The 21,512-nt window shown below is 70.9% G+C and carries 19 protein-coding genes and 3 tRNA genes; 9 read left to right on the top strand and 13 right to left on the bottom strand.

What is annotated here, in order from left to right; all coding sequences use genetic code 11:
- Window positions 1–9 precede the first annotated feature (9 nt).
- Genes HNR07_RS31675 through HNR07_RS31665 form a run of 3 tightly spaced genes read right to left on the bottom strand, consistent with a single transcriptional unit; the run spans window position 10 to window position 3,151 of the window.
- Window positions 10–1,227, bottom strand: coding sequence for a trans-sulfuration enzyme family protein (locus HNR07_RS31675; protein ID WP_184369950.1), 1,218 nt, complete (start codon window positions 1,225–1,227; stop codon window positions 10–12).
- Window positions 1,228–1,238: 11 nt separating this feature from the next.
- Complete coding sequence (locus HNR07_RS31670) at window positions 1,239–2,312, bottom strand: NAD(P)H-dependent glycerol-3-phosphate dehydrogenase (protein WP_184369948.1); 1,074 nt, start codon at window positions 2,310–2,312, stop codon at window positions 1,239–1,241.
- Window positions 2,309–3,151 (bottom strand): lysophospholipid acyltransferase family protein, encoded by an 843-nt coding sequence (locus tag HNR07_RS31665; RefSeq protein ID WP_184369945.1) that lies wholly within the window; start codon window positions 3,149–3,151, stop codon window positions 2,309–2,311. The genes HNR07_RS31670 and HNR07_RS31665 overlap by 4 nt, the downstream gene beginning before the upstream one ends.
- Window positions 3,152–3,391: 240 nt before the next feature.
- Between HNR07_RS31665 and cofC the strand changes: the two genes are divergently transcribed.
- Entirely contained in the window at window positions 3,392–4,039 is a 648-nt protein-coding gene (gene cofC / locus HNR07_RS31660; RefSeq protein WP_184372983.1) for a 2-phospho-L-lactate guanylyltransferase, read from the top strand.
- Window positions 4,040–4,154: 115 nt separating this feature from the next.
- On the opposite strand, the gene HNR07_RS31655 is transcribed toward cofC, so the two are convergent.
- The 3 genes from HNR07_RS31655 to leuC all read right to left on the bottom strand — a co-directional run bounded on the left by HNR07_RS31655 (window position 4,155) and on the right by leuC (window position 6,825).
- Window positions 4,155–4,436, bottom strand: coding sequence for an HU family DNA-binding protein (locus tag HNR07_RS31655; protein WP_014910144.1), 282 nt, complete (start codon window positions 4,434–4,436; stop codon window positions 4,155–4,157).
- Between the two features lie 360 nt (window positions 4,437–4,796).
- Window positions 4,797–5,387 (bottom strand): 3-isopropylmalate dehydratase small subunit, encoded by a 591-nt coding sequence (gene leuD / locus HNR07_RS31650; protein WP_184369942.1) that lies wholly within the window; start codon window positions 5,385–5,387, stop codon window positions 4,797–4,799.
- 31 nt (window positions 5,388–5,418) lie between these two features.
- Window positions 5,419–6,825: a 3-isopropylmalate dehydratase large subunit gene (leuC, locus tag HNR07_RS31645; protein WP_184369939.1), complete on the bottom strand. Its 1,407-nt coding sequence runs from the start codon at window positions 6,823–6,825 to the stop codon at window positions 5,419–5,421.
- 181 nt (window positions 6,826–7,006) lie between these two features.
- Between leuC and HNR07_RS31640 the strand changes: the two genes are divergently transcribed.
- The 6 genes from HNR07_RS31640 to HNR07_RS31615 all read left to right on the top strand — a co-directional run bounded on the left by HNR07_RS31640 (window position 7,007) and on the right by HNR07_RS31615 (window position 13,581).
- Window positions 7,007–7,693 carry an IclR family transcriptional regulator gene (locus HNR07_RS31640; protein ID WP_281387326.1) on the top strand — a complete coding sequence of 229 codons (687 nt, stop codon included), beginning with the start codon at window positions 7,007–7,009 and terminating at the stop codon, window positions 7,691–7,693.
- Window positions 7,694–7,855: 162 nt separating this feature from the next.
- Complete coding sequence (locus tag HNR07_RS31635) at window positions 7,856–8,731, top strand: M24 family metallopeptidase (RefSeq protein WP_184369933.1); 876 nt, start codon at window positions 7,856–7,858, stop codon at window positions 8,729–8,731.
- Window positions 8,728–10,566 (top strand): SDR family oxidoreductase, encoded by a 1,839-nt coding sequence (locus HNR07_RS31630; RefSeq protein ID WP_184369930.1) that lies wholly within the window; start codon window positions 8,728–8,730, stop codon window positions 10,564–10,566. The genes HNR07_RS31635 and HNR07_RS31630 overlap by 4 nt, the downstream gene beginning before the upstream one ends.
- An 80-nt stretch (window positions 10,567–10,646) precedes the next feature.
- On the top strand, window positions 10,647–11,651 hold the full coding sequence (locus tag HNR07_RS31625; protein ID WP_184369927.1) for a metal-dependent hydrolase: 1,005 nt from the start codon (window positions 10,647–10,649) through the stop codon (window positions 11,649–11,651).
- Entirely contained in the window at window positions 11,648–12,787 is a 1,140-nt protein-coding gene (locus HNR07_RS31620) for a PDR/VanB family oxidoreductase (protein ID WP_184369893.1), read from the top strand. The genes HNR07_RS31625 and HNR07_RS31620 overlap by 4 nt, the downstream gene beginning before the upstream one ends.
- A 191-nt stretch (window positions 12,788–12,978) precedes the next feature.
- Entirely contained in the window at window positions 12,979–13,581 is a 603-nt protein-coding gene (locus HNR07_RS31615) for a TetR/AcrR family transcriptional regulator (RefSeq protein WP_184372981.1), read from the top strand.
- 495 nt (window positions 13,582–14,076) lie between these two features.
- Here HNR07_RS31615 and HNR07_RS31610 read toward each other — a convergent pair.
- The 6 genes from HNR07_RS31610 to HNR07_RS31585 form a co-directional block, all read right to left on the bottom strand.
- A tRNA-Glu gene (locus HNR07_RS31610) sits at window positions 14,077–14,152 on the bottom strand.
- 124 nt (window positions 14,153–14,276) lie between these two features.
- Window positions 14,277–14,352, bottom strand: a tRNA-Glu gene (locus HNR07_RS31605).
- A 46-nt stretch (window positions 14,353–14,398) separates the two neighbouring features.
- A tRNA-Gln gene (locus HNR07_RS31600) sits at window positions 14,399–14,470 on the bottom strand.
- Window positions 14,471–14,638: 168 nt separating this feature from the next.
- A complete protein-coding gene (gltX, locus tag HNR07_RS31595; RefSeq protein WP_184369891.1) occupies window positions 14,639–16,087 on the bottom strand; it encodes a glutamate--tRNA ligase in 1,449 nt (482 codons plus the stop codon).
- Window positions 16,088–16,160: 73 nt separating this feature from the next.
- Window positions 16,161–17,078, bottom strand: a complete 918-nt coding sequence (locus tag HNR07_RS31590; protein WP_376769964.1) for a GDSL-type esterase/lipase family protein — start codon at window positions 17,076–17,078, stop codon at window positions 16,161–16,163.
- Window positions 17,079–17,223: 145 nt separating this feature from the next.
- Window positions 17,224–18,024, bottom strand: a complete 801-nt coding sequence (locus HNR07_RS31585; RefSeq protein ID WP_184369889.1) for a fumarylacetoacetate hydrolase family protein — start codon at window positions 18,022–18,024, stop codon at window positions 17,224–17,226.
- Between the two features lie 485 nt (window positions 18,025–18,509).
- Here HNR07_RS31585 and HNR07_RS31580 point away from each other — a divergent pair, with 485 nt between their 5' ends.
- On the top strand, window positions 18,510–19,304 hold the full coding sequence (locus HNR07_RS31580; RefSeq protein WP_184372977.1) for a DUF3152 domain-containing protein: 795 nt from the start codon (window positions 18,510–18,512) through the stop codon (window positions 19,302–19,304).
- Window positions 19,305–19,328: 24 nt separating this feature from the next.
- Here the strand turns inward: HNR07_RS31580 and HNR07_RS31575 are convergent, their stop codons facing one another.
- Window positions 19,329–20,510 (bottom strand): esterase/lipase family protein, encoded by a 1,182-nt coding sequence (locus HNR07_RS31575; protein ID WP_184369886.1) that lies wholly within the window; start codon window positions 20,508–20,510, stop codon window positions 19,329–19,331.
- Between the two features lie 461 nt (window positions 20,511–20,971).
- On the opposite strand from HNR07_RS31575, the gene HNR07_RS31570 reads away from it, so the two are divergent.
- A complete protein-coding gene (locus HNR07_RS31570) occupies window positions 20,972–21,457 on the top strand; it encodes a Rieske (2Fe-2S) protein (protein WP_184369884.1) in 486 nt (161 codons plus the stop codon).
- Window positions 21,458–21,512: the final 55 nt, after the last annotated feature.

The raw sequence follows: 21,512 nt of genomic DNA, 5'->3' as shown, positions 1-21,512 counted from the left end.
ACCCGTGTGTCACTTTCCCCCGTCGAGTGCCGCGAGGGCGTCCTCGATGAGGTCCTGGGGGTCCTCCAGACCGATGGAGAACCGTACCGCGCCCAGGGAGATGCCCGCGGCGGCCAGCTCCGCCTCGCTCATGCCGCGGTGCGAGGTCGAGGCCACGTGCCCGGCCAGGGTGTGGGTGCCGCCGAGGGAGGCGGCGATGGTGGCCACCTGAAGCCGGTCCGCGAACGCCATGCCCTCGTCGGCGCCGCCGCGCGGGTGCACGGTGACCACCGCGCCGTAGCGGCCCTCCTCGAAGAGCTTGCCGGCGAGCGTGTGCTCGGGGTGCGAGGCCAGCGACGGGTGGTCCACCCGCTCCACGAGCGGGTGCCCGTCCAGGGCGGCGGCGAAGGCAGCGGCGCTCTCGCACTGGCGCTGCACCCGCAGCGGCAGGGTCTCCAGGCCGCGGTGCAGCAGGTACGCCTCGTCCGGGGCCAGGCACGGGCCCAGGTCGATGCGGGCCGTGCGGACGCGGTCGATCAGGTCGGGCGAGGCCACGGCCACTCCGCCGGTGGTGTCGCTGTGCCCGCCCAGGTACTTGGTGGCCGAGTGCACCACGATGTCGGCACCGAACTCCAGAGGGCGGCAGACCGCCGGGGAGGCGAACGTGGAGTCCACCACCAGGGCGGCGCCCGCCTCACGGGAGATCTGCGCCAGCCCGGGCAGGTCCGAGACGGTCATGGCCGGGTTGGACAGCGTCTCGGTGAACACCACGCGCGTCTGGGGCGTGACCGCCGCGCGTACGGCGTCCAGGTCGGTGACGTCCACGAAGTCCGTGCGCACCCCGAAGCGGCGCATCAACCGGTCCAGCAGCGAGTACGTGTTGCCGTAGATCTGGCGGGAGGCCACCACGTGCGCCCCGGCCTCGGTGAGGGCCAGCAGCACGGTGCTGATCGCCGCCATGCCGGAGGCGAAGGCCTGGCCGCGCACCCGGTCCGGGAGCCCCGCGCCCTCCAGCGCCGCGACCGCGTCCGCGAAGGCGTCCACGGTGGGACTGTCGATGCGGGCGTAGGAGTAGCCGCTCCGCGCACCGGCCAGCACGTCCGCGAACCCCTGGGAGGTGTCGAACGCGTAGGTGGTGGCCCGGTGGACGGGCATCCGCATCGGCCGCTCGGCGGGGACCGGAGCCGGCGGGGCGCAGACCGCCCGCGTGTGCTCCCCCGCGCTCCCGGAACCGGGTGTGTGTGTCATCGTGCTCGCTCTCAGACCCCGTAGCGCTCCGGCTTGGTGCTGCGTGACATGAACGCCAGCAGCGCCTGGGCCGGGCTCATGTCGTGGTGCATCATCTTGACGACGGCCTCGGTGATAGGCATGTCGACCCCGTGGGTCCAGCCGAGTTCGAGGATCGACTCGGACGACTTGACCCCCTCGGCCGTCTGCCTGGTCTCGGCGACGACCTGTTCGAGGGTTTTGCCCGCGCCCAGTTTCTCACCGAAGGTCCGGTTCCGCGACAGCGGGGACGAGCATGTCGCCACGAGGTCACCCATTCCGGCCAAGCCGGACAGGGTGTGTTCGTCGGCCCCGAGCGTCACCGCCAGGCGAGTGGTCTCGGCCAGCCCGCGGGTGATCAGCGAGGCCTTGGTGTTGTCACCGAAACCCATGCCCTCGGCGACGCCGACCGCCAGGCCGATCACGTTCTTCATCGCGCCGCCGATCTCCACGCCCACCAGGTCGGTGCTGGTGTAGGGGCGGAAGTACGCGGACTTGCAGAGCCCCTGCAGGAGGACGGCCGTCTCGTAGTGCGGGCAGGCGACAACGGCGGTGGCCGGCTGGCGCTCGATGATCTCCCGGGCCAGGTTGGGCCCGGACACCACGGCGATCCGCTTCTCGGAAAGTTCCAGGACCTCGCCGACGACCTGGCTCATCCGCATGAGGGTGCCGAGCTCGACACCCTTCATGAGGCTGACCACCACCGCGTCCTCGGCGATGTGCTCCCGCCAGGACGCCAGGTTCTCCCGCAGTGTCTGCGAGGGGACGGCCAGCACCACGACCCGGGCGCCGGCCAGCGCCTCGGCCGCGTCCGTGGTGGCGTGCAGCCGCCCGTTGAGCGTGATCCCCGGGAAGTAGTCCGGGTTCTCCGAGGACTCGTTGATCGCGTCGACCACCGCGGCCCGGCGCCCCCACAGGACCACCTCGGCCACGGGGCCCTCGCCGCTCTTGCGCGCCAGGTCCGCGGCGTCGGCGACGATGTTGGCGAACGTGGTCCCCCAGGACCCGCTGCCCAGTACCGCGACCTTCACGCGGCCCACGTTGTCAGCGCTCATCTGGTCGGTCATGCCCCCGTGCTGTTCTTCCCGTTGTCGGCTTCGGTGTCTTCCGCGGTCCTGTCGGCGGTCGGCACCTCGGGTGTCTGCGTGATCTCCTCCCGCTCGGCGTGCTTGGCCTGCGCGGCCCGCTGGCGGGCCTTCCTGAAGTCGAAGGGCTCGGCCGGCGGGGTCTCACCCCGGATCTCGGCCTGCAGGGCGGTGATGTCGGCCATGATCGCCCTGGTGGCGCCGTCCAGGACGGTCGCGGTGATCGGCTTGCCCCGGAACTCGGACAGGTCCACCGCCGGGCCCGCGCGGAACTGGACCTTCTTGCGGGGCGGCAGCAGACGCGGCTTCTTCTCACCGTAGGGCAGGATGTTCTGCTCGCCCCAGTGCGCAACGGGGATGACCGGCACACCGGTGGTCAGGGCCAGCCGGGCCACGCCGTTCTTGGCGGTCATCGGCCACAGCTCGGGGTCGCGGGTGCAGGTGCCCTCCGGATAGAAGATCACCGACGAACCGTCCTCGACGAGCGCCTTCTCGGCCTCACCCAGCGCCTTGACCGCGTCGGCGCTGCCGCGCTTGATCGGGATCTGTCCGGTGCTCCTGGCCACCGAGCGGACCACGGGGATCTTCATGACCGCGTCCTTCATGGTGAAGGTCGGCCAACGGCGCGCACCGATGTAGAGGAAGTGCGCGACGGTCAGGGGGTCGGTCACCGAAAGGTGGTTCGCCGCGATGATGACTCCGCCCTGGGCGGGCACGTGCTCGGCGCCCTTCCACTCGGGCTTGACCACGAACCACAGGACGAACCGGACGATCCGGGACACGACCCACTTGACCCATCGCGATTCTCGTTGCTTGGCCACGGGGGACTCCTCACTTCTCACTCCCGGCCCGGTCCGGACCACGGAAGCTCAACCGACTCAGTCTAGGACGTGTACTGATGTACCGGGGTGCGCCGTTCGGGGCGCCCGGCCGGACACGCCCAGGGCGCCCGCGCCGCGCCGTACCCCGAACGCCTACCCTCATCACTGTCGTGGCCGCATCAACGTCCCGGGGGAACCGTGACCGGCTTTGGAGAGCGAAGCGGGGCTTCGCACGTCGGGGTGCGCTGGTCCCTGATCGTCCCAGTCAAGCACCTCGGCCTGGCCAAGACACGACTGGCCCGGACCGCGGGGGAGCTCCGGGAGGACCTGGCGCTGGCGATCGCCTGCGACACGGTGGCCGCGGCGCGCTCCTGCCCGGCCACGGGCGCGGTGTTCGCGGTGACCGAGGACCCGCGTGCGCGCGCCGAGCTCGCGGGACTGGGCGCGGTGGTGGTGGGCGGTGAGCCGGGCGGTGGTCTGAACCCGGCGTTGGAGCACGGGGCCCGGATCGCGGCCGCCCGCCTGCCGGGGTTCGGGGTGTGTGCGCTCTCCGCGGATCTGCCCGCGCTGCGCCCGGCCGAACTGGAGCGGGTGCTGGCGGCCGCCGCCGCGCACGGAAGGTCGTTTCTGGCGGACTCCCCCGGCGTGGGGACCACTCTGCTGGCCGCTTCGCCCGGGCTGCGGCTCGCCCCGGCCTTCGAGGGGGCCTCACGCGCCCGCCATCTGGCCGGTGGGGCCCGCGAACTGCTGGTCCCGGGTACGGAGTCGGTCCGGCGGGACGTGGACACCCCGGAGGACCTGACGGCCGCGGCGGCCCTGGGCGTGGGGCCTCGCACTCGTGAACTCCTGAAGCGCGTGGCGGCGTGCGCCCCGAGCGACGCCTGCTGACGGTTCCGGAGCGGACCCGGGAGCAATCCCCGAACCGGGCCCGGACAGTGCTCCGCCCGGGCCCCCTTGTGGGGAACCCGGGCGGAACCAGCCGTTCGCCGCAGGGCGAGCGGTACTACTTCTTGTCGCCGTTGACCAGAGCCTTGAAGTCAGCGCCAGCGCGGAACTTCGGAACGAAGCTCGCGGGGACGTTGATCGTGGCGCCTGTGGCGGGATTGCGGGCGGTGCGAGCCGCACGCTCGGACTTCTCGAAAACGCCGAAGCCCGTGATGGCGACCTTGTCGCCCGACGCCACGGTGGCCTGAATGGTCTCAAGCACAGCGTTGACCGCTTCGGTCGCGGTCTTCTTGTCTCCGAGACGGTCGGAGATCGCGTCGATCAGGTCACGCTTGTTCATAAGGTTCCTCCGGTTCCCCCTTGCTCGCACGAAATTAGGGGAAGCAGAGGCCCTTACACAAATACAAACGCCCGTGAGCTAGGCGTGTCGGGCCCCTCCCGACCTGCAAGGTCACCCTCCGCAACGGATGGGGCGCAAGGGGCGGGGGTGGCGACCGGGTCCCTTTTGACCCCTTCTGCGGCCCTCAAATGCCTACGTATAACCGGATTCCGGGCGTGGGACAGGCTGCGGTTAAGGGCACAAAGACCGTAAGCGAACGCTCACGTCAAGTAAAGGTAAAATTATTCGGGACCGAGGGTGCGCTGAGTCACAACGACCCTCGATCCCGCTTCAGATCGGCGTTCCGAAGCCTGTCCGGCGCTAGAGCGTGACCGGCTTCCAGGGCTGGCGAGTCGCCTCGAACTCACCGATCTCGTCCGTGTGACGGAGCGTCAGGGCGATGTCGTCCAGACCCTCCAACAGCCGCCAGCGGGTGTAGTCGTCCAACTCGAACGACTCCCGCACGCCGGGCCCGCGGACCTCGCGATTGACCAGGTCCACCGTCACCTCGGTGGCGGGGTCGGCCTCGACGGCGTCCCACAGCCGGTCGATGACCTCCTGCGGCAGCAGGACGGTCAGCAGGCCGCCCTTGAGCGAGTTGCCGCGGAAGATGTCGGCGAAGCGCGAGGAGAGCACGGTCTTGAAGCCGTAGTCCTGCAGGGCCCACACGGCGTGCTCACGGGAGGAACCGGTGCCGAAGTCCGGCCCGGCCACCAGGACGGACGCGCCCTCGTACTCGGGGCGGTTGAGCACGAAGTCCGGATCGGACTTGCGCCACTCGGCGAACAGGCCGTCCTCGAACCCGGTGCGGCTGACCCGCTTCAGGTAGACGGCGGGGATGATCTGGTCGGTGTCGACGTTGCTGGCGCGCAGCGGGACGGCCCGACCGGTGTGGACGTCGAACTTCTCCATGGGAGGACTCTCCTTACGGGGACGGGACGGGCTACCGGGCGTCCAGGTCGGCGGGCGAGGACAGGGTGCCGCGCACGGCGGTGGCGGCGGCGACCTGGGGCGAGACCAGGTGGGTGCGGCCGCCGCGGCCCTGTCGGCCCTCGAAGTTGCGGTTGGAGGTGGAGGCGCTGCGCTCTCCGGGCTTGAGCTGGTCCGGGTTCATACCCAGGCACATCGAGCAGCCCGCCTCGCGCCACTCGGCTCCGGCGTCCAGGAAGACCTGGCCCAGACCCTCCTCGTTGGCCTGCTCCTTGACCCGCATGGAGCCGGGCACCACGAGCATCCGCACGCCGTCGGCGACCTTGCGGCCCCGGACGATCTCCGCGGCGGTGCGCAGGTCCTCGATCCGGCCGTTGGTGCACGAGCCGAGGAAGACGGTGTCCACCCTGACCTCGCGCATCGGCGTTCCGGCCTTGAGGTCCATGTACTTCAGGGCCTTCTCGGCGGCGGCGCGCGCGGAGGGGTCCTCGTAGGAGGCGGGGTCGGGCACCTCGGCGTCCAGCGGCACGCCCTGGCCGGGGTTGGTGCCCCAGGTGACGAACGGGCTGAGCTCGTCCGCGTCCAGGACCACCTCGGCGTCGAACTCGGCGCCCTCGTCGGTGCGCAGGCTCTTCCAGTGCTCGACCGCGGCGTCGAAGTCCGCGCCCCGCGGAGCGTGCGGGCGGCCCTTGACGTAGTCGAACGTGGTCTGGTCCGGGGCGATCATCCCGGCGCGGGCGCCCGCCTCGATGGACATGTTGCACACCGTCATGCGGGCTTCCATGGACAGGGCCTCGATGGCCTCGCCCCGGTACTCGATGACGTAGCCCTGGCCGCCGCCGGTGCCGATCTTGGCGATCACGGCGAGGATGATGTCCTTGGCGGACACACCCGGCCTGAGCGTTCCGTTGACCGTGACGGCCATGGTCTTGAACGGCTGCATCGGCAGGGTCTGGGTGGCCATGACGTGCTCGACCTGGCTGGTGCCGATACCGAAGGCCAGCGCGCCGAACGCGCCGTGGGTGCTGGTGTGGCTGTCGCCGCAGACCACGGTCATACCGGGCTGGGTGAGGCCGAGCTGGGGGCCGACCACGTGCACGACGCCCTGGTCGATGTCGCCCATCGGGTGCAGGCGGATGCCGAAGTCGGAGCAGTTCTTGCGCAGCGTCTCGACCTGCTTGCGGGAGACCGGGTCGGCGATGGGGGCCAGGAGGTCCATCGTCGGAACGTTGTGGTCCTCGGTGGCGATGGTCAGGTCCGGACGGCGCACGGAGCGACCCGCCAGTCGCAGCCCTTCGAAGGCCTGCGGGCTGGTCACCTCGTGGACGAGGTGGAGGTCGATGTAGAGCAGGTCCGGCTCGCCGTCGGCACGTCGGACGACGTGCTCCTCCCAGACCTTCTCGGCCATCGTGCGTGCCATGGGCGATCGCCTCTCTCATGTCTAGCGTGTCTGGCGCGTCTCGGCTTTGAGGGGTGCTCATCTGGGCCGCTGGCCTCGCGCGCGGATGTGCGGCCGACTTGCATTCCATATTTCGAGACGGCAATATCAAGCCATGGACAACTCTAGCTCATCCAGCGGTGTCGGTGTCCTGGACAAGACGATGTCCGTCCTCGACGCCCTGGAGTCGGGGCCCGCGTCGCTGGCCCAGCTGGTCCAGATCACCGGTCTGGCCCGCCCCACCGCCCACCGTCTCGCCGTCGCCCTGGAGCGGCACCGCATGGTCACCAGGGACAGCCAGGGCAGGTTCGTGCTCGGACCGCGCCTGGGAGAGCTGTCGATCGCCACCGGCGAGGACCGCCTGCTCGCCGTGGCCGCCCCGGTCCTGGTCCAGCTGCGCGACCTCACCGGGGAGAGCGCCCAGCTCTACCGCCGCCAGGGCGACCTGCGCGTGTGCGTGGCCGCCTCCGAGCGCAGCAGCGGCCTGCGCGACACCGTCCCGGTCGGCAGCGAACTACCGATGAACGCCGGTTCGGCCGCCCAGGTACTGCTGGCCTGGGAGGACTCCGACCGGATCCGCCGTTCCCTGGTGGGCGCGCGCTTCACCGCCGCCAGCCTCGCCCAGGTGCGCCGCCGCCGGTGGGCCCAGAGCGTCGCCGAACGCGAGCAGGGCGTGGCCTCGGTCTCGGCCCCGGTCTCCGGCCCGGGCGGGCGCGTGATCGGCGCGGTGTCCGTCTCCGGCCCGATAGAGCGCCTCACCCGCTCACCGGGGCGCATCCACTCACAGGCGGTGGTCTCCGCCGCGGAGAAGATCAGCGAGTCCCTGCACACCTACGAGGGCTCCCACTAACCTGCACCGGCCCGGCCTCGCCGGACCTGCCACCATCCCCGAAGTCGACGGCGGTGCCCACCCAGGGCACCGCCTTTCGCATGTGCGCCGACGTATCCGAGGGGCCCCGAAAACCCACCCCCGCCCGTGGACACTTATTGACACTTTGTCTAACATGACGGAATGTCTCACAAGAACGTGACCGGGGACACAGCCTCCCAGGCCGAACTCGACGCCTTCCGTGAGCTCCAGCAGCTCGCCTACCAGGCCGCCAGCGACGTGGCGGCCACTCTCGAACCCGGTGTGACCGAACGCGAGGCCGCCCGGCGCATCCGCGAACACCTGGAGAGCCGCGGAGTACAGGACTGGTTCCACACCCCCTTCGCCTGGTTCGGCGACCGCACCGCCTTCCGTAACTTCCGGGTGCCCCTGCAGTTCTTCCCGACCAGGCGCAGGCTGGAGGAGGGCATGCCCTTCATCCTCGACTGCGCCCCGGTCCGGGACGGCTACGTCGCCGACATCGGCTACTCCGGCTACCTCGGCGAGAACCCCCTGCACGACCGGCTGATGGACGACCTGCGCGAGCACCGGCGCCTGATCGTCGAGAAGGTCCGCGAGGGCAACACGCTCCAGGACGTCTACCGCGCCGTCGACGCCCTCATCCGCGAACAGGGCTACGACAACCGGCACCAGGTCTATCCCGGCCGTGTCATCGCCCACCAGGTCAGCAAGGTCGAGTCCCGGTTGCCCAAGCGAACAGTCGCGGGCTTTGGCATCCGCTCCCTGCAGACCCTGTTCGGCGACCTCGTCGTCGAGCGCATGCACCACCGCTCCCCGCTGTGGGCGGACGGCGACATCTCCGCGCACCCCGCCACCCCCGGCATGTGGGCGGTGGAACCCCACATCGGCTTCCGCGACATGGGGGTCAAGTTCGAGGAGATCCTCGTCGTCACCTCCGGCGACGCCTACTGGCTCGACGACGACCTCCCCCACGTGACCCGTTGGAGTCAGCGGGCCCTGAGCGGCATCGGCACCAGCGAGGAGACCGCGACCGTATGAGCACGAGCACCCGACCGCACCGCTACGTCACCGCCACCGACGGCCAACGCCTGGCCGTCTACTCCACCGGGCCCACCCGTCTCCCTCCACCACCCTCAACGGACGCCGACGGCGCAGTACCCCCCACCCGTCTCCCTCCACCACCCTCAACGGACACCGACGGCGCAGTACCCCCCACTGGTCCCACTCTTCTGCTCGTCCACGGCTACCCGGACAACGCCGCCGTCTGGGAGTCCCTCGTCGCCGACCTGGCCGCGGACTACCGCGTGGTCAGCTACGACGTCCGGGGCGCCGGACGCTCCACCGCCCCCGACGACCGCTCCGGGTACCTGATGGACCAGCTCGCCGACGACCTGCGCACCGTCGCCGACGCCGTCAGCCCCGACCGGCCCGTACACCTGGTCGCCCACGACTGGGGGTCCATCCAGACCTGGCATGCCGTCACCGAGGCCGAGCACGCCCACCGGTTCGCGTCCTTCACCTCGATCTCGGGCCCCGACCTCGACCACGCCGGCCACTGGCTCCGGCAGGCCCCCGACGGCGTCCGCAACGTGCTGCGCCAAGCCGTGCGCTCCAGCTACATCGGTTTCTTCAGCACGCCCGGACTGCCCGAGGCCACCTGGCTCAGCGGGATCGGCGGCGCCGCCCTGGCCGGGCTGGAGCGCGTCGGCGGCGGCCCCCGGGTCCCCGCCAAGCGCGCCACCCGCGACTACCTCAACGGGCTGGAGCTGTACCGCGCCAACATGTTCCGCCGCTTCACCCGGCCCACCGAGCGCCGCACCAGCGTGCCGGTCCAGGTCCTGGCGCCCACGCACGACGCGTTCATGGTCGAGCAGGTGCAGTCCAACGCCGCGCGCTGGGTCGAGGACTTCCGCTTCCACCGCTTCAAGGGCGGCCACTGGTCGGTCCGCTCCCACCCCGCGCCGGTCGCGCGGCGCGTGCGCGCGTTCGTCGAGGAGATCGAGTCCGGGGCGCCGCGCCCGGTCCGCAACCTCACGGCGCAGCAGGCCCGCCGCCACGGCGGCGCCTTCGCCGGACAGGTCGCCGTGATCACCGGCGCTGGCAGCGGGATCGGCCGCTGCCTCGCCTTCGAGCTGGCCGAACGCGGCGCCCGGATCGTCGCGGTGGACGTCAACGCGCCCGCTGCCGAGCGCACCGCCGAGCTCTGCTCCATGATCACGCCCGGCTCCAGCGCACAGCGGGTGGACGTCACCGACTCCGCCGCCATGGACAAGCTCGCCGCGACGGTGCGCGACGAGTACGGGGTGCCGGACCTGGTCGTGAACAACGCCGGGATCGGCGTGGCCGGGCCCTTCCTGGAGGCCAGCACCGAAGACCTGGAACGGGTCATCGACATCAACCTGTGGGGCGTGATCAACGGTGTCCGCGCCTTCGCCCCGATGATGGTGGAGAGCGGGGGCGGCGGCCGGATCGTCAACACCGCCTCGGCCGCGTCCTACCTGCCCTCGCGGTTGTACGGCGCCTACTCGGCCACCAAGGCCGCGGTGCTCGGGCTCAGCCGCTCCCTCCGCGGAGAACTGGCCGGGAAGGGCGTGAGCGTCACCGCCGTCTGCCCGGGCCTGATCAACACCGGGATCATCTCGAACGCCCGCCTCTCCGGGATGGGCGAGGTCTCGGGCACCAAGGGCAAGCTCAACCGGCTCTACCGGCTGCGCGGCTACACCCCGGAGAAGGCGGCCCGGCGGATCGCGAACGCCATCGAGTCCGGACCGGAGATCGTCCCGGTCACCAGCGAGGCGCACATCGGGCTGGCCCTGTCCCGGCTGTCCCCGGCGGCGATCCGCGGCTACGCCCGGGTGGCCCCGCCGATCTGAGCCGGGCCCGTGCCGACCCGCTCCCCCCTTTTTCTTCCTGACGCCCCGCTACACCCTCGCTCCCGACCAGGAGGCTGACCATGAGCAGCGACCACTCCCTCCTCCCCGCCCGTCCCGGCGTGGACGAACCCGACCGCCTCGTCCTGCACGCGCGTGACGTGCAGTTCGACTGGAGCAATCTGGACCTGCACTGGATCCCGAACGAGCCCTTCGCCACCCACGTCATCAACGTGCTGCACCTGCTGCTGCCCGAGGGTGAGCGGTGGTTCGTGGAGGTCTTCAAGCAGGCCGTCCCGCACATCACCGACGACGAGCTGCGCGAGCAGGTGCTCGGCTTCATCGGGCAGGAGGCCGTGCACGCCGAGGCGCACGCGGGCGTACTCGACCACATGGACGCACACGGCCTGGACCCGCGGCCCTACGTTGAGCAGATCGCCTGGATGTTCCGGGTCGTGCTCGGCGACCGCGACCTCTCCGGGGCCCGCGAGTTCGCCTGGCTGCGCACCCGGCTCGCGGTGATCGCCGGGATCGAGCACTACACGGCCGTTCTGGGCCAGTGGGTGCTGGACGCGAAGAAGCTGGACGAGGCCGGCACCGACCCGACGATGCTGGACCTGCTGCGCTGGCACGGCGCCGAGGAGGTCGAGCACCGCGCGGTCGCCTACGACCTTTACACGCACCTGGACGGCGGCTACCCGCGCCGTGCTCTGGCGATGGGCGTGGCCGCTTTCGCGCTGGCCGCGCTGTGGGTGCGCGGGGTGCGGTTCCTGATCGCCAACGACCCCTACCTGAAGGGGAGGATCGAGGGCCGCCGGCCCAAGGCTTCCTGGGCGCTGCGGGACGGTAAGCGCGGGCTCATCCCGCACCTGGGCCGCCTGGCGCGGGCCGTCCCCGAGTACCTGCGCCGCAGGTACCACCCCTCGCACCACGGCTCCACCAGCCAGGCCGTCGCCTACCTGGCGGTCTCCCCCGCCGCCCGGGCTGCCGACGCCGCCGAGCAGGAGGCGGCGAGGAAGGAAGCGGAGAAGGCCCTGAAGCAGCAGGCCGCGCAGCGGGAAGCGAAGCAGCAGGAGGCCTCGCGGTGACCGGCGAACCCGATCAGGACGGCCCCGGCCGGAGCGAGCGCCCCCGGGAGGTCAAGCACAGCGCCGGGTTCTACGCGAACCCGCGCCCGCCGGTCTCCCTGTACGGCCGTCAGCGGCGCCCGGACCGGTTCATGCTGGGCCTGGGGAAACTCGCGGCGCGGATCGAGCCGCTCACCTCGCGGTGGCGGCCCGGCCACCCGCCTCCCGCACCGGCCGGGGACCTGCCGGTGCGGGTGGCTCGGGTGGAGCGGCCCGCACCGGACGTCGCGGCTATGACCCTGCTGCCCGCCCATCCGGGCGTCGTGCTGCCGTACTGGCAGCCGGGCCACCACGTGGACGTGGTGCTGAGCGGCGGCGTGGTGCGCCAGTACTCGCTCTGCGGCGACCCGGCGGACCGCTCCGGCTACCGGATCGCGGTCCGTCGGATCGAGGGCGGTGTGGGTTCGGGGCTGGTCCACGAGCTCGCCGAAGGGGACGTCATCGGGCTCCGCGGACCGCGCAACGCCTTCCCCTTCGCCCGGGCCCAGAGGTACCTGTTCGTGGCGGGCGGCATCGGGATCACCCCGATCCTGCCGATGGTCCGGGCCGCGCACGCCGCGGACCGGGAGTTCACATTCGTCTACACGGGCCGGGACCGGAAGAGTATGCCGTTCCGGGGCGAGCTACCCGGAGTTGGGGGCGAGGGCGTGTTCGTGCGCCCTGACGACGAGTACGGGCCCCCGGACGTCGAGGAGCTTCTGGCTGATCTCACCCCCGAGACCGCCGTGTACGTGTGCGGCCCGGCCCCGCTGATCAACGCGCTCCGGACGCGGGTGCCCGCGGAGAACCCCTTCTTCTCCGAGCGTTTCTCCCCGCCGCCGATCGTGGACGGCCGCAGGTTCGAGGTGCAGTTGGGCCGTTCCGGACCGGTGCTCACCGTTCCGGAGGACGAGTCGGCGCTGGACGTGGTGCGCCGGGTGCGCCCGGAGACCGCTTACTCGTGCCGGCAGGGCTTCTGCGGCACCTGCCGGGTGGGGCTGCTGTCCGGGGAGCCCGATAACCGGGACCGGCCCACCGGTGGTTCGCCGCGCGGCGCGGAGTTCGCCCTGTGCGTCTCCCGAGCCGAAGAGGACGAGCGCCTCGTACTGGACCTGTGAGCGGAGCGCGATAGCGGGACCCGGGGGCGGTAGTTTCAGAAGCAGAGAGTTGCAGGGCGAGAAGTCAGGGCGAGCGGCCCCGGGAGGTTTCGACAGCGGTGGTGTCCAGCAGGGCCGACCGTCACCAGGCGCGGGTGACGGGCTCGGCGGTCCCGGCCGACCGGCCGGAGACCAGGCGGCGGCCACGCCGCATGGCGCCCCACGAACGCAGGGATGATCTGATCCGGACGGCGCTGCGCGTGTTCGCGCGGCGCCCTCCCGGTGATGTCACTCCGGAGGAGATCGCCGAGGAGGCCGACGTCTCCCGGGCCCTGGTCTACCGCTACTTCCCCAATATGGCGGAGCTGCGCAAGGCGGCTCTGGAGCAGGCCATGGCGGAACTCATGTCCCGCCTGGCCCCGCCCGAGGACCTGCCGCCCCTGGAACAGCTGCGGGTGGCCCTACGCACCTTCATCGACTTCGCGGATTCCTACGCCCCTTCCTATGCCGCCCTGCTCAACGGCGGCTCGGTGATCTCCACCGAGGAGACCGAGGCCGAGATCGACCGCGTCCGCGAGGGCGTGCGCGCCCTGATCCTCCAACGCACCGGCGTCGGGAGCCCTTCGCCCAAACTGCTGCTGAGCCTGCACTGCTGGGTGTCAGCGGTCGAGACCGCTGTGATGTTCTGGCTCCGTGACCGGGGCATGTCCCGCGAGGAACTCGCCGACTGGCTGCTCGACCAGCTGATAGCCATGCTGACCGCGGCCGGCGGCCCCCAGGAAGAACTGGACCGCCTCGCGGCCCACATCACCTGACCTCACAACGGGTCGCCCCCAGGCAGACACTTGTCCACAGGCCACCACGCCTGAGATGGCGCTGCCCCTGCTCGGCGTGTTCTTCTCGATTAGGGGGATGCTTCGTTTCCGCCCGCTTCGGCATGCCCGAATGCGAACAGCGGCGGTGAGGACCCCGGTTTCCCCGGCCCTGTGTCCAGCGCTTGGCCGTGTCACGACCGGTCACGCCCGGCGACGGAACTACGGCGCGAGGGTGGCCGGGGCCCAGTTTCGGTCCTGGGTTTGAAGATGATCTTGCTACCAGTAGCAAGTTCGGCGCCGAACTTGCTACTGGTAGCAAGATCATCGGGGGTATGGGGGTTCGGGGGCAGGGTGCGGAGCTGGAGCCCGGAGCGCTTCCCGGGGAGAAGCGAGCGCGGTTGCCGAAGCGGAGGGGCCGCCCGTGAGCACCCCCGTTGGAAGCACCCTCACCACACACGGCAGAAGGCTCCATCCGTGTGGATGGAGCCTTCTCGCTGGTACCCCCGAGCGGATTCGAACCGCCGTTACCGCCTTGAGAGGGCGGCGTCCTAGGCCACTAGACGACGGGGGCCTCAACCAGTCCCTGGAGACTGATGGCCGAGAGGAACGTGAACCCACGATACCCACTCGAACCGGACACTGGCGACAAGCGCCAGCCAGAGAGAAAGCCTCCACGAAGTGGAAGCGTTCTCCTGTGGTACCCCCGAGCGGATTCGAACCGCCGTTACCGCCTTGAGAGGGCGGCGTCCTAGGCCACTAGACGACGGGGGCGCACTGTGGATCCGAAGATCCGTGCTGATCGCTACGCGATCATGCGCTGGCCTACCAGGACTCGAACCTAGACTAACTGAACCAGAATCAGTCGTGCTGCCGATTACACCATAGGCCAGTGCTCTTGGAGGACTTGGCCGCTTTCGCTGCCCTGTCCCCCTCGGCGACGTGTTTAACTCTAGCGGACATTCTGAGTACTCGCGAACCAGAATCGGGGCGACCGGGCTGTGGCCCCGGCCACCCCGTACAGATCAGGCACGCATCAGCGCCGTGACCGACGCACTGGTCAGCCTTGGTCGGCGGCCTTCTCCTCAGCGCGCAGGCGCTCCAGAGCGGCCTCCAGACGCGCCTGGACGCGCTCGCGGCCCAGCAGCTCCAGGGACTCGAACAGCGGCAACCCGACGGTCCGCCCGGTGACGGCCACCCGCACCGGCGCCTGGGCCTTGCCCAGCTTCAGCCCGAGCGTGGCCCCGGTTTCCTCGGTGGCGGCCTTGAGGGCGTCAGCCGTCCAGTCGAGCTCGGGGTCGGCGAAGCGTGCGAGGGCGGCCTCCACCATCTCCTTGCCGACGCCCGGCTTCATCGCCTTCCTCCAGCTCTTCTCGTCCTCCGCGGGCTCCTTCAGGAAGAGGAAGTCCACGTTGGGGACGATCTCGCTGAGCACCGCCACACGGCTCTGCGCGAGCGGGGCGACCGCGGCGAACGCCTCGGCGTCGTAGTCGGCGGCGTCCCAGGGGGTGCCCTCGCCGGTGAGCCACGGCTGGCAGCGCTCGATGAAGTCCTCGACGCTCAGCTCACGGATGTACTCGCCGTTGAAGGCGCGCAGCTTCTTCTCGTCGAAGAACGCGCTGGAGCTGTTGACGTCCTGGACGCGGAACAGCGGCATCATCTCCGACCACGGCATGATCTCGCGGTCGTCGCCCGGCGCCCAGCCCAGCAGCATCAGGTAGTTGATCATCGCCTCGGCGAGGTAGCCCTCCTCCTGGTAGGACTCCAGGGCGACCTTGTCGCGGCGCTTGGACAGCTTCTTGCGCTGCTCGTTGACGATGACGGGCAGGTGCGCCCACACCGGCGGGGTCAGGTCCAGCGCCTCCCACAGCAACTGCTGCTTGGGGGTGTTGGACAGGTGCTCCTCGCCGCGGATGACGTGCGTGATCCGCATCTCGACGTCGTCGAGCACGTTGGCGAGCACGAACAGCGGCGAACCGTCGGCGCGGGCGATCACGAAGTCCTCGATGGAGGCGTGGTCGAACTCCACGTCGCCGCGGATCTGGTCGCGCACGACCGTGGGGCCGCCCTCGGGCACCCGGAAGCGCAGCGCCCGGCCCGGGCCCGGCTCCAGGCCGCGTTCCCGGCAGAAGCCGTCGTAGCCCAGGTACTGGTTGGCGCGGCGCTCCTGCACCTGCTCACGGGTGCAGTCGCAGTAGTAGGCGCGGCCGGAGCGGTACAGCTCCTGCGCGGTCTCGCGGTGCTTGTCGACGTAGGCCGACTGGAAGTAGGGACCCTCGAAGTGCGGGTCGTTCTCGTCGATGCCGATCCACGACATCGCGCGGATGATGCCGTCGGTCCACTCGGGGCGGTTGCGGGCGGCGTCGGTGTCCTCGATGCGCAGCACCATGCGGCCCTCGGGCTGCTGCTGGGCCAGCGCCCAGTTGAAGAGGGCCGAACGTGCGCCACCGACATGGAACATGCCCGTGGGGGACGGGGCGAAGCGGGTACGAATAGGAGTCTCAGTCACGGGTCCCAGGGTATCGGTGGCCCGGGATGACCTGTGGGAAGTCGGAACAGGCCCCGATCGGTACCGCTAACGCTCAGGCCCGGTTCGACTCGGAGGGCCGGATGGGCAGCGGGCGCGCGAAGGCCGGCCCCAGGCCGAACTCCCGCGAGAGGGCGTCGGCGAAGCCCGCCGCGATCTTCAGCTCACCGCCCGCGTTGGGGTGCGTGCCGTCGTAGGTGTCCGCGGCCGCGTCCCACTTCTCGGCCTCGGCCAGGTCGAAGCTGACTACCGGGGACCGGTCGGTGGACAGGTCCTCGCTCACCGACTGGACGAGTTCGTTGTAGACGTACAGCCGCAGCGCGAACCCCTCGTCGTTGTCGGCCTGGGCGATGCGCGGTGCCTGCGCGATGAGGATCCGGATGTCGGGGTTGGCCGCGCGGGCGCCCAGCACGTAGGCGCGCAGCCGCTCCTCCATGTCCTGGGCGGTGATCGGGAACAACAGGTCGTTGAGGCCGATCATGACGCACAGGATGTCCGGCCTGTGCTCGGCGACGTCCGCGCGGATGGTCTTCGCGGCGTCGTCCAGGGTGCGGCCCCAGCGGGCGTTGTGGTCCTGGTCGAAGTCCGGGTCCCGGTAGGCGACGCTGTCCGGGTCTCCGTCGTCGGGCTCGCCGCCGGCCAACTCGGGCGGAATGATCTGCTCCGGGGTGGCCGGAGCGGTGAACGGCCCGACGAAGTCGAGCTGCTCGACGTGCGGGTCGAGGTGGTTCCACAGGTGGAAGCGCCAGGTCTTGTCGCCGTCGGCCCCGTGGGTCATGGAGTCCCCGGCCGGCATCAGGCGTACCTGCGACAGATCCAGTTCCCTGGCCCGCGGTTCGGACTCCTCCGCGCGGTCGCCCTCCCCGGTGCCGGGCCGGGCGGACATCCACAGCCCGGCACCCACCATGGCCAGGACCAGGGTGAGCACGCCGGCGAGGAACGCGGGGCGCCTGAGAGGGCGTCGAGGTGCCAAAGAGATCGGACCTTCCTATCGGTGGGCGGCACGCGCCGCCCGGAGGGCGGTCGTGCGCGGGAACCCCGCGCACGACCCCTGTGCTTTTCGGCCCCTGTGTTTTTCGCACCCTGTGGTTCTTCGGGTCAGGTCCCGATGTCCGGGATCAGTCCCGGGTGACCACCCTGTTGCTGATGGAGCCCAGGCGCTCCACGGTGACAGTGACCTCCTGGCCGACCTCGACGGGGCCCACACCGGCGGGGGTACCGGTCAGGACCACGTCGCCCGGGAGCAGCGTCATGAACGAGGTGACATGGGAGATGATGCCCGGGATGTCGTGGATGAACTGTGATGTACGTCCCTCCTGGCGCGTCTGGCCGTCCACGGTCGTGGTGACCGCCAGGTCCTGGGCCTCCTCGATGCTCAGCCCGGTGGTGATCCACGGCCCGATCGGACAGAAGGAGTCGAACCCCTTGGCCCGGGTCCACTGCTTGTCCGTCTTCTGCAGGTCGCGGGCGGTGACGTCGTTGGCCACGGTGTAGCCGAAGATCACGTCCTTGGCGCGCTCCCGCGGCACCTCGCGGCAGGGCCGGGAGATGACGATGGCCAGCTCACCCTCGAAGTCCACCCGCTCGGAGGCCGAGGGGTAGAAGATCGGGTCGTTCGGCCCGGTGACGGCGGTGGACGGCTTGAGGAAGACCACCGGCTCGTCGGTGGACTCCCCCGTGATGTCCTTCATCTCCGCGACGTGGTCGGCGTAGTTCTTGCCGATGCACACGACCTTGGTGGGCAGGACCGGCGACAGCAGGCGCACGTCGGAGAGCTTCGCGCGCTCACCCGTCAGCTTGATGTCCCCCAGCAGGGGGTGGCCCGTCAGCCGGGCGACGAACTCCTCCCCGCTGTCCGTGTCCGTGTCGATCAGGCCGAACCCGACCTCGTCACCGGCAGCGAACCGTGCGATACGCACCTGATGCCTCCCAGCAGCCCTGATTTCGCTCGCTCTTGTCCGTCTGAAGCGTATCGGCGCCCAGGTGGGCACGGGGGAAGGCGGGCGGCCGTTGGGGCGGAGCCCCCCGCGACAAACACCCGAAGCCGTGACACACCCACACTTGCCGGGACTCTGCCTGGCCCTTGACGGAGCCGATCTCTGGCATGCTGGGGTGCGTTAGACAAAGCCCTCGGCCAGCCGCCGCTCCGGGGGCTGGCGGTACCGCCCGAGTGGGCGGGAACACCGCCCGGGGCGGCCGTCGCGACACTCGGCCGCTCCCGTGGGGACGCCTCCACCGACCGCCCTGGTCGGAGCGGACCCGCGGCCGCCGGAAGGCGTCGGAGGCCAGCCCTCCCGCCCTCCCTGTTCGGGTCCCGGCGGAACCACCGTCCACTGTCGAGAGGTTGAGCCTCGTGCCCGCTCCCGCTCCCCGCGCCAAGCACCGCCGACGCCGTCGGTACCCCATGGGTCTGGCCCTGGGTCTGTGCCTGGTCTCGGGTGCCTCCGCCGTGTTGATGGTCAGCGTGCCCGAACCCGACTCCGACGCGGGCTCCCCCGAGGAGACCTCCGCCACCGGTCCGATGGGCGACGGGGTCCCCGACGAGGACTCCCGCGGCCACGCCGCTCCCGAGGACGCCCCCGTGGCCGAGTCCAGTACCGGCGCGAACACCCCCTCCCCCACCCCTTCGCCGGGTGAGGAGGAGCCCCCGGTCCTGCTGCGCTCGGTGGTGGAGGAGGTCGACACCGCCGACGGCGACCTCAAGGTGGTCGAGGGCGAGGGCGAGGTCATGGGTGAGGGCCCGCTGACGACCTTCACGGTCGAGGTCGAGGAGGGACTGCCCGGCGAGGACGAGGACTTCGCCGACGCCGTGGAAGAGATCCTGGGCGACCCCCGCAGCTGGGGTAACGACGGAGACCGCTCGTTCCAGAAGGTGGACGGTGACGACGCCGACATCCGGGTGCTGCTGGCCGCGCCGGACACGGTCGACCGCCTGTGCGCCCCGCTGCGCACCAACGGGTACGTGTCCTGCGCCAACGGCAACCAGGCCATCATCAACCAGAACCGCTGGGTCTCGGGCGTCGATCACTTCGACGACGACCTGGAGACCTACCGGATCTACCTGATCAACCACGAGGTGGGCCACACCCTGGGCCACGGCCACGTGAACTGCCCGGGCGACGGCGAGCCCGCCCCGGTGATGCAGCAGCAGAGCCTGGGTCTTCAGGGCTGCGAGGCCAACGGCTGGGTGCACCCCTAGCCGCGGCCCCGCGCCGTGAACGCCCTACCGGGGCAGGCGGTCCAGGATCCACTCGCCCAGGGCCGGGCTCATGTGCGCGTGGGGTTCGTTGGTGTCCGACAACTGGAAGTCGTCGAGCTCGCTCCTCTCCCAGTCGAGCGCGTCGACCGTCACGTACGGATCGTCCAGGCCCCCGATGGCGACGGCGCTGGCCGAGGGCACGAAGCAGACGGACCGGTGGGTGATCTCCGTCGGCCCCGTGATCTTGAGCCGGTCACCGGCGATCCCGAAGGTCTCCAGGGTGCCGCCGGGCACACCGTCCAACGCGGGCAGCCCGGTGGTGCGGACCTCCTTCTCCGCGAACTGGCCCTTGAGCCGGGCGACCAACTGCTTGTCGCCCTCGGCCTGGGTGCGCAGGGTCGTCCCCTTGAACCACCCCCCGATGACCGTGACCGCGTCCTCGCCCGGCGGCACACCGTTCCCGGTGCCGTTGCCGGTGCCGTTGGCCACACCGATCAGGCGCGGGATCCTCGGCCAGGAACCGACCCGGCCCAGCTCGGCCAGGAACTCGGTGCGCATGGGGTCCTCGGCCGGTTCGGCGTCGACGCTCTCGACGTGGCGCCACAGCAACTGCCTGGCCGCGGGGCTGTTGATCTGTTCGGACAGCGCGGGGGTCGCGGTGAGGAAGTGCGCGAACTTCTGCAGCCCGATCGGCACCCACGCCCCGCGGTGCGGGCTGTCGAAGGACAGGTACACCCCGGTCTGGTGGTCCATGCGCTGTGCCTCCAGCTTGGCCAGCGCGTAGCGGGCGAGGAGTCCGCCCATGCTGAACCCGCCCGCGGTGAGGCGGGTGTCCCCCAGTCGCTCGGCGGTGGAACGGAGGACGGCCGCGGTGAAGGTCTCCGCGTTGCGCAGGATCGACGCGCTGCGCTCGTCGTAGCCGACCAGGACGAGGTCGTAGCCGCGGCGGCGGAGCCCGGTGACGAAGGCGTAGTCCCCGCGCTCAAGCCCCGCCCAGAGCCGGTCGAGCTGACTGGGCCCGCTCTCGAAGCCGTCGGAGAGGACCACCGGCCGTCGAAGGCCGGCCTCCGGGGCGCTCAGGTACACCCACGCTGTACCGCCCGGGAGAGCCCAGGTGGCGTCCGGGGCGGGTGCGGGCTCCACGGCGGGCGGGGTCGGGGCGAGGAAACCGAAGGGTTTCACGACGGGCTGTCGCTGGTCGGTCATCAGAGCCGCTTTCGGTCAGAAGGTGAGCTGGCGCGAGCGCCTGGGAGTCGTTCGCGCACGCGGCCCCCGGGATGACGGGGGCCTCGCCGCAACCGTGGGGGCGGGGCGGTGGCGCGCACCCCCTTCCTGTCCACCCGGTCGCCCTCCGAAGACAGACCGGTACCCGACCACCGGAATTCCGTCCGCCGTATACCGGTTCGCGGCTTCCCGCCAGGGGGTAGCGGCCTGTGCCGAACCGGGGTTACGGTGCTGCCGCGCTCCGGGACGGCGCCTGAACCAATCCGGTACGGGGCGCGCGCCGAATGACCATCGGACACGTCAGCGGATTTCCCGGACACGACGGGTATCCACCGTGTTCCATAGGTCCTGGCCCCGAGCGAGCGGGGCCGTCCGTCGCCCGTGCGGGGCCCGCACCCCGCGCGTGAACCCGCCCGCCCCGTCGGGCGAGAGAGTGAGGCCGCATGTGTGACTGCCGCAAACCCCCCGCCGAGTCCGTGTCCGTCGTGCCGGAGGTGAGCAGGCGCTCCGTGTTCGGGGTCGCCGGGGGCGGGGCCGTGGTCGGGGTGGTCACCGCCTGCGGCGGGGGCGATGACACCGCGAACGGCGGGGACCCGACAGACGGCGGGAACGGCGCGGACGACACCGACCCCGCGGACGTCGACGCCCCGATCGCCAGCACGGACGAGGTCCCCGTGGGCGAGGGCGCCGTCTTCAGCGAGCACGAGGTGGTCGTGACCCAGCCCGAGGAGGGCACCTTCCGCGCCTTCTCCACCAGGTGCACGCACGAGGGCTGCCCGGTCGACCAGGTCTCCGACGGGCAGATCCAGTGCCCCTGCCACGGCAGCCGCTTCTCGATCGAGGACGGCTCCCCCGTCGAGGGCCCCGCGGAGAGCCCGCTGGAGGAGATCCAGATCCGCGTCGACGGCGACTCCATCGTGCTGGCCTGAGCGCGCGCTCCGCCCCCACACGAAGGGGCCGCGGGGGATCCGATGGATCCCGCCG

This window comes from Nocardiopsis metallicus (genome assembly GCF_014201115.1).
Lineage (GTDB): Bacteria > Actinomycetota > Actinomycetes > Streptosporangiales > Streptosporangiaceae > Nocardiopsis > Nocardiopsis metallicus.
This window is presented reverse-complemented; position numbering and strand designations above follow the sequence as displayed.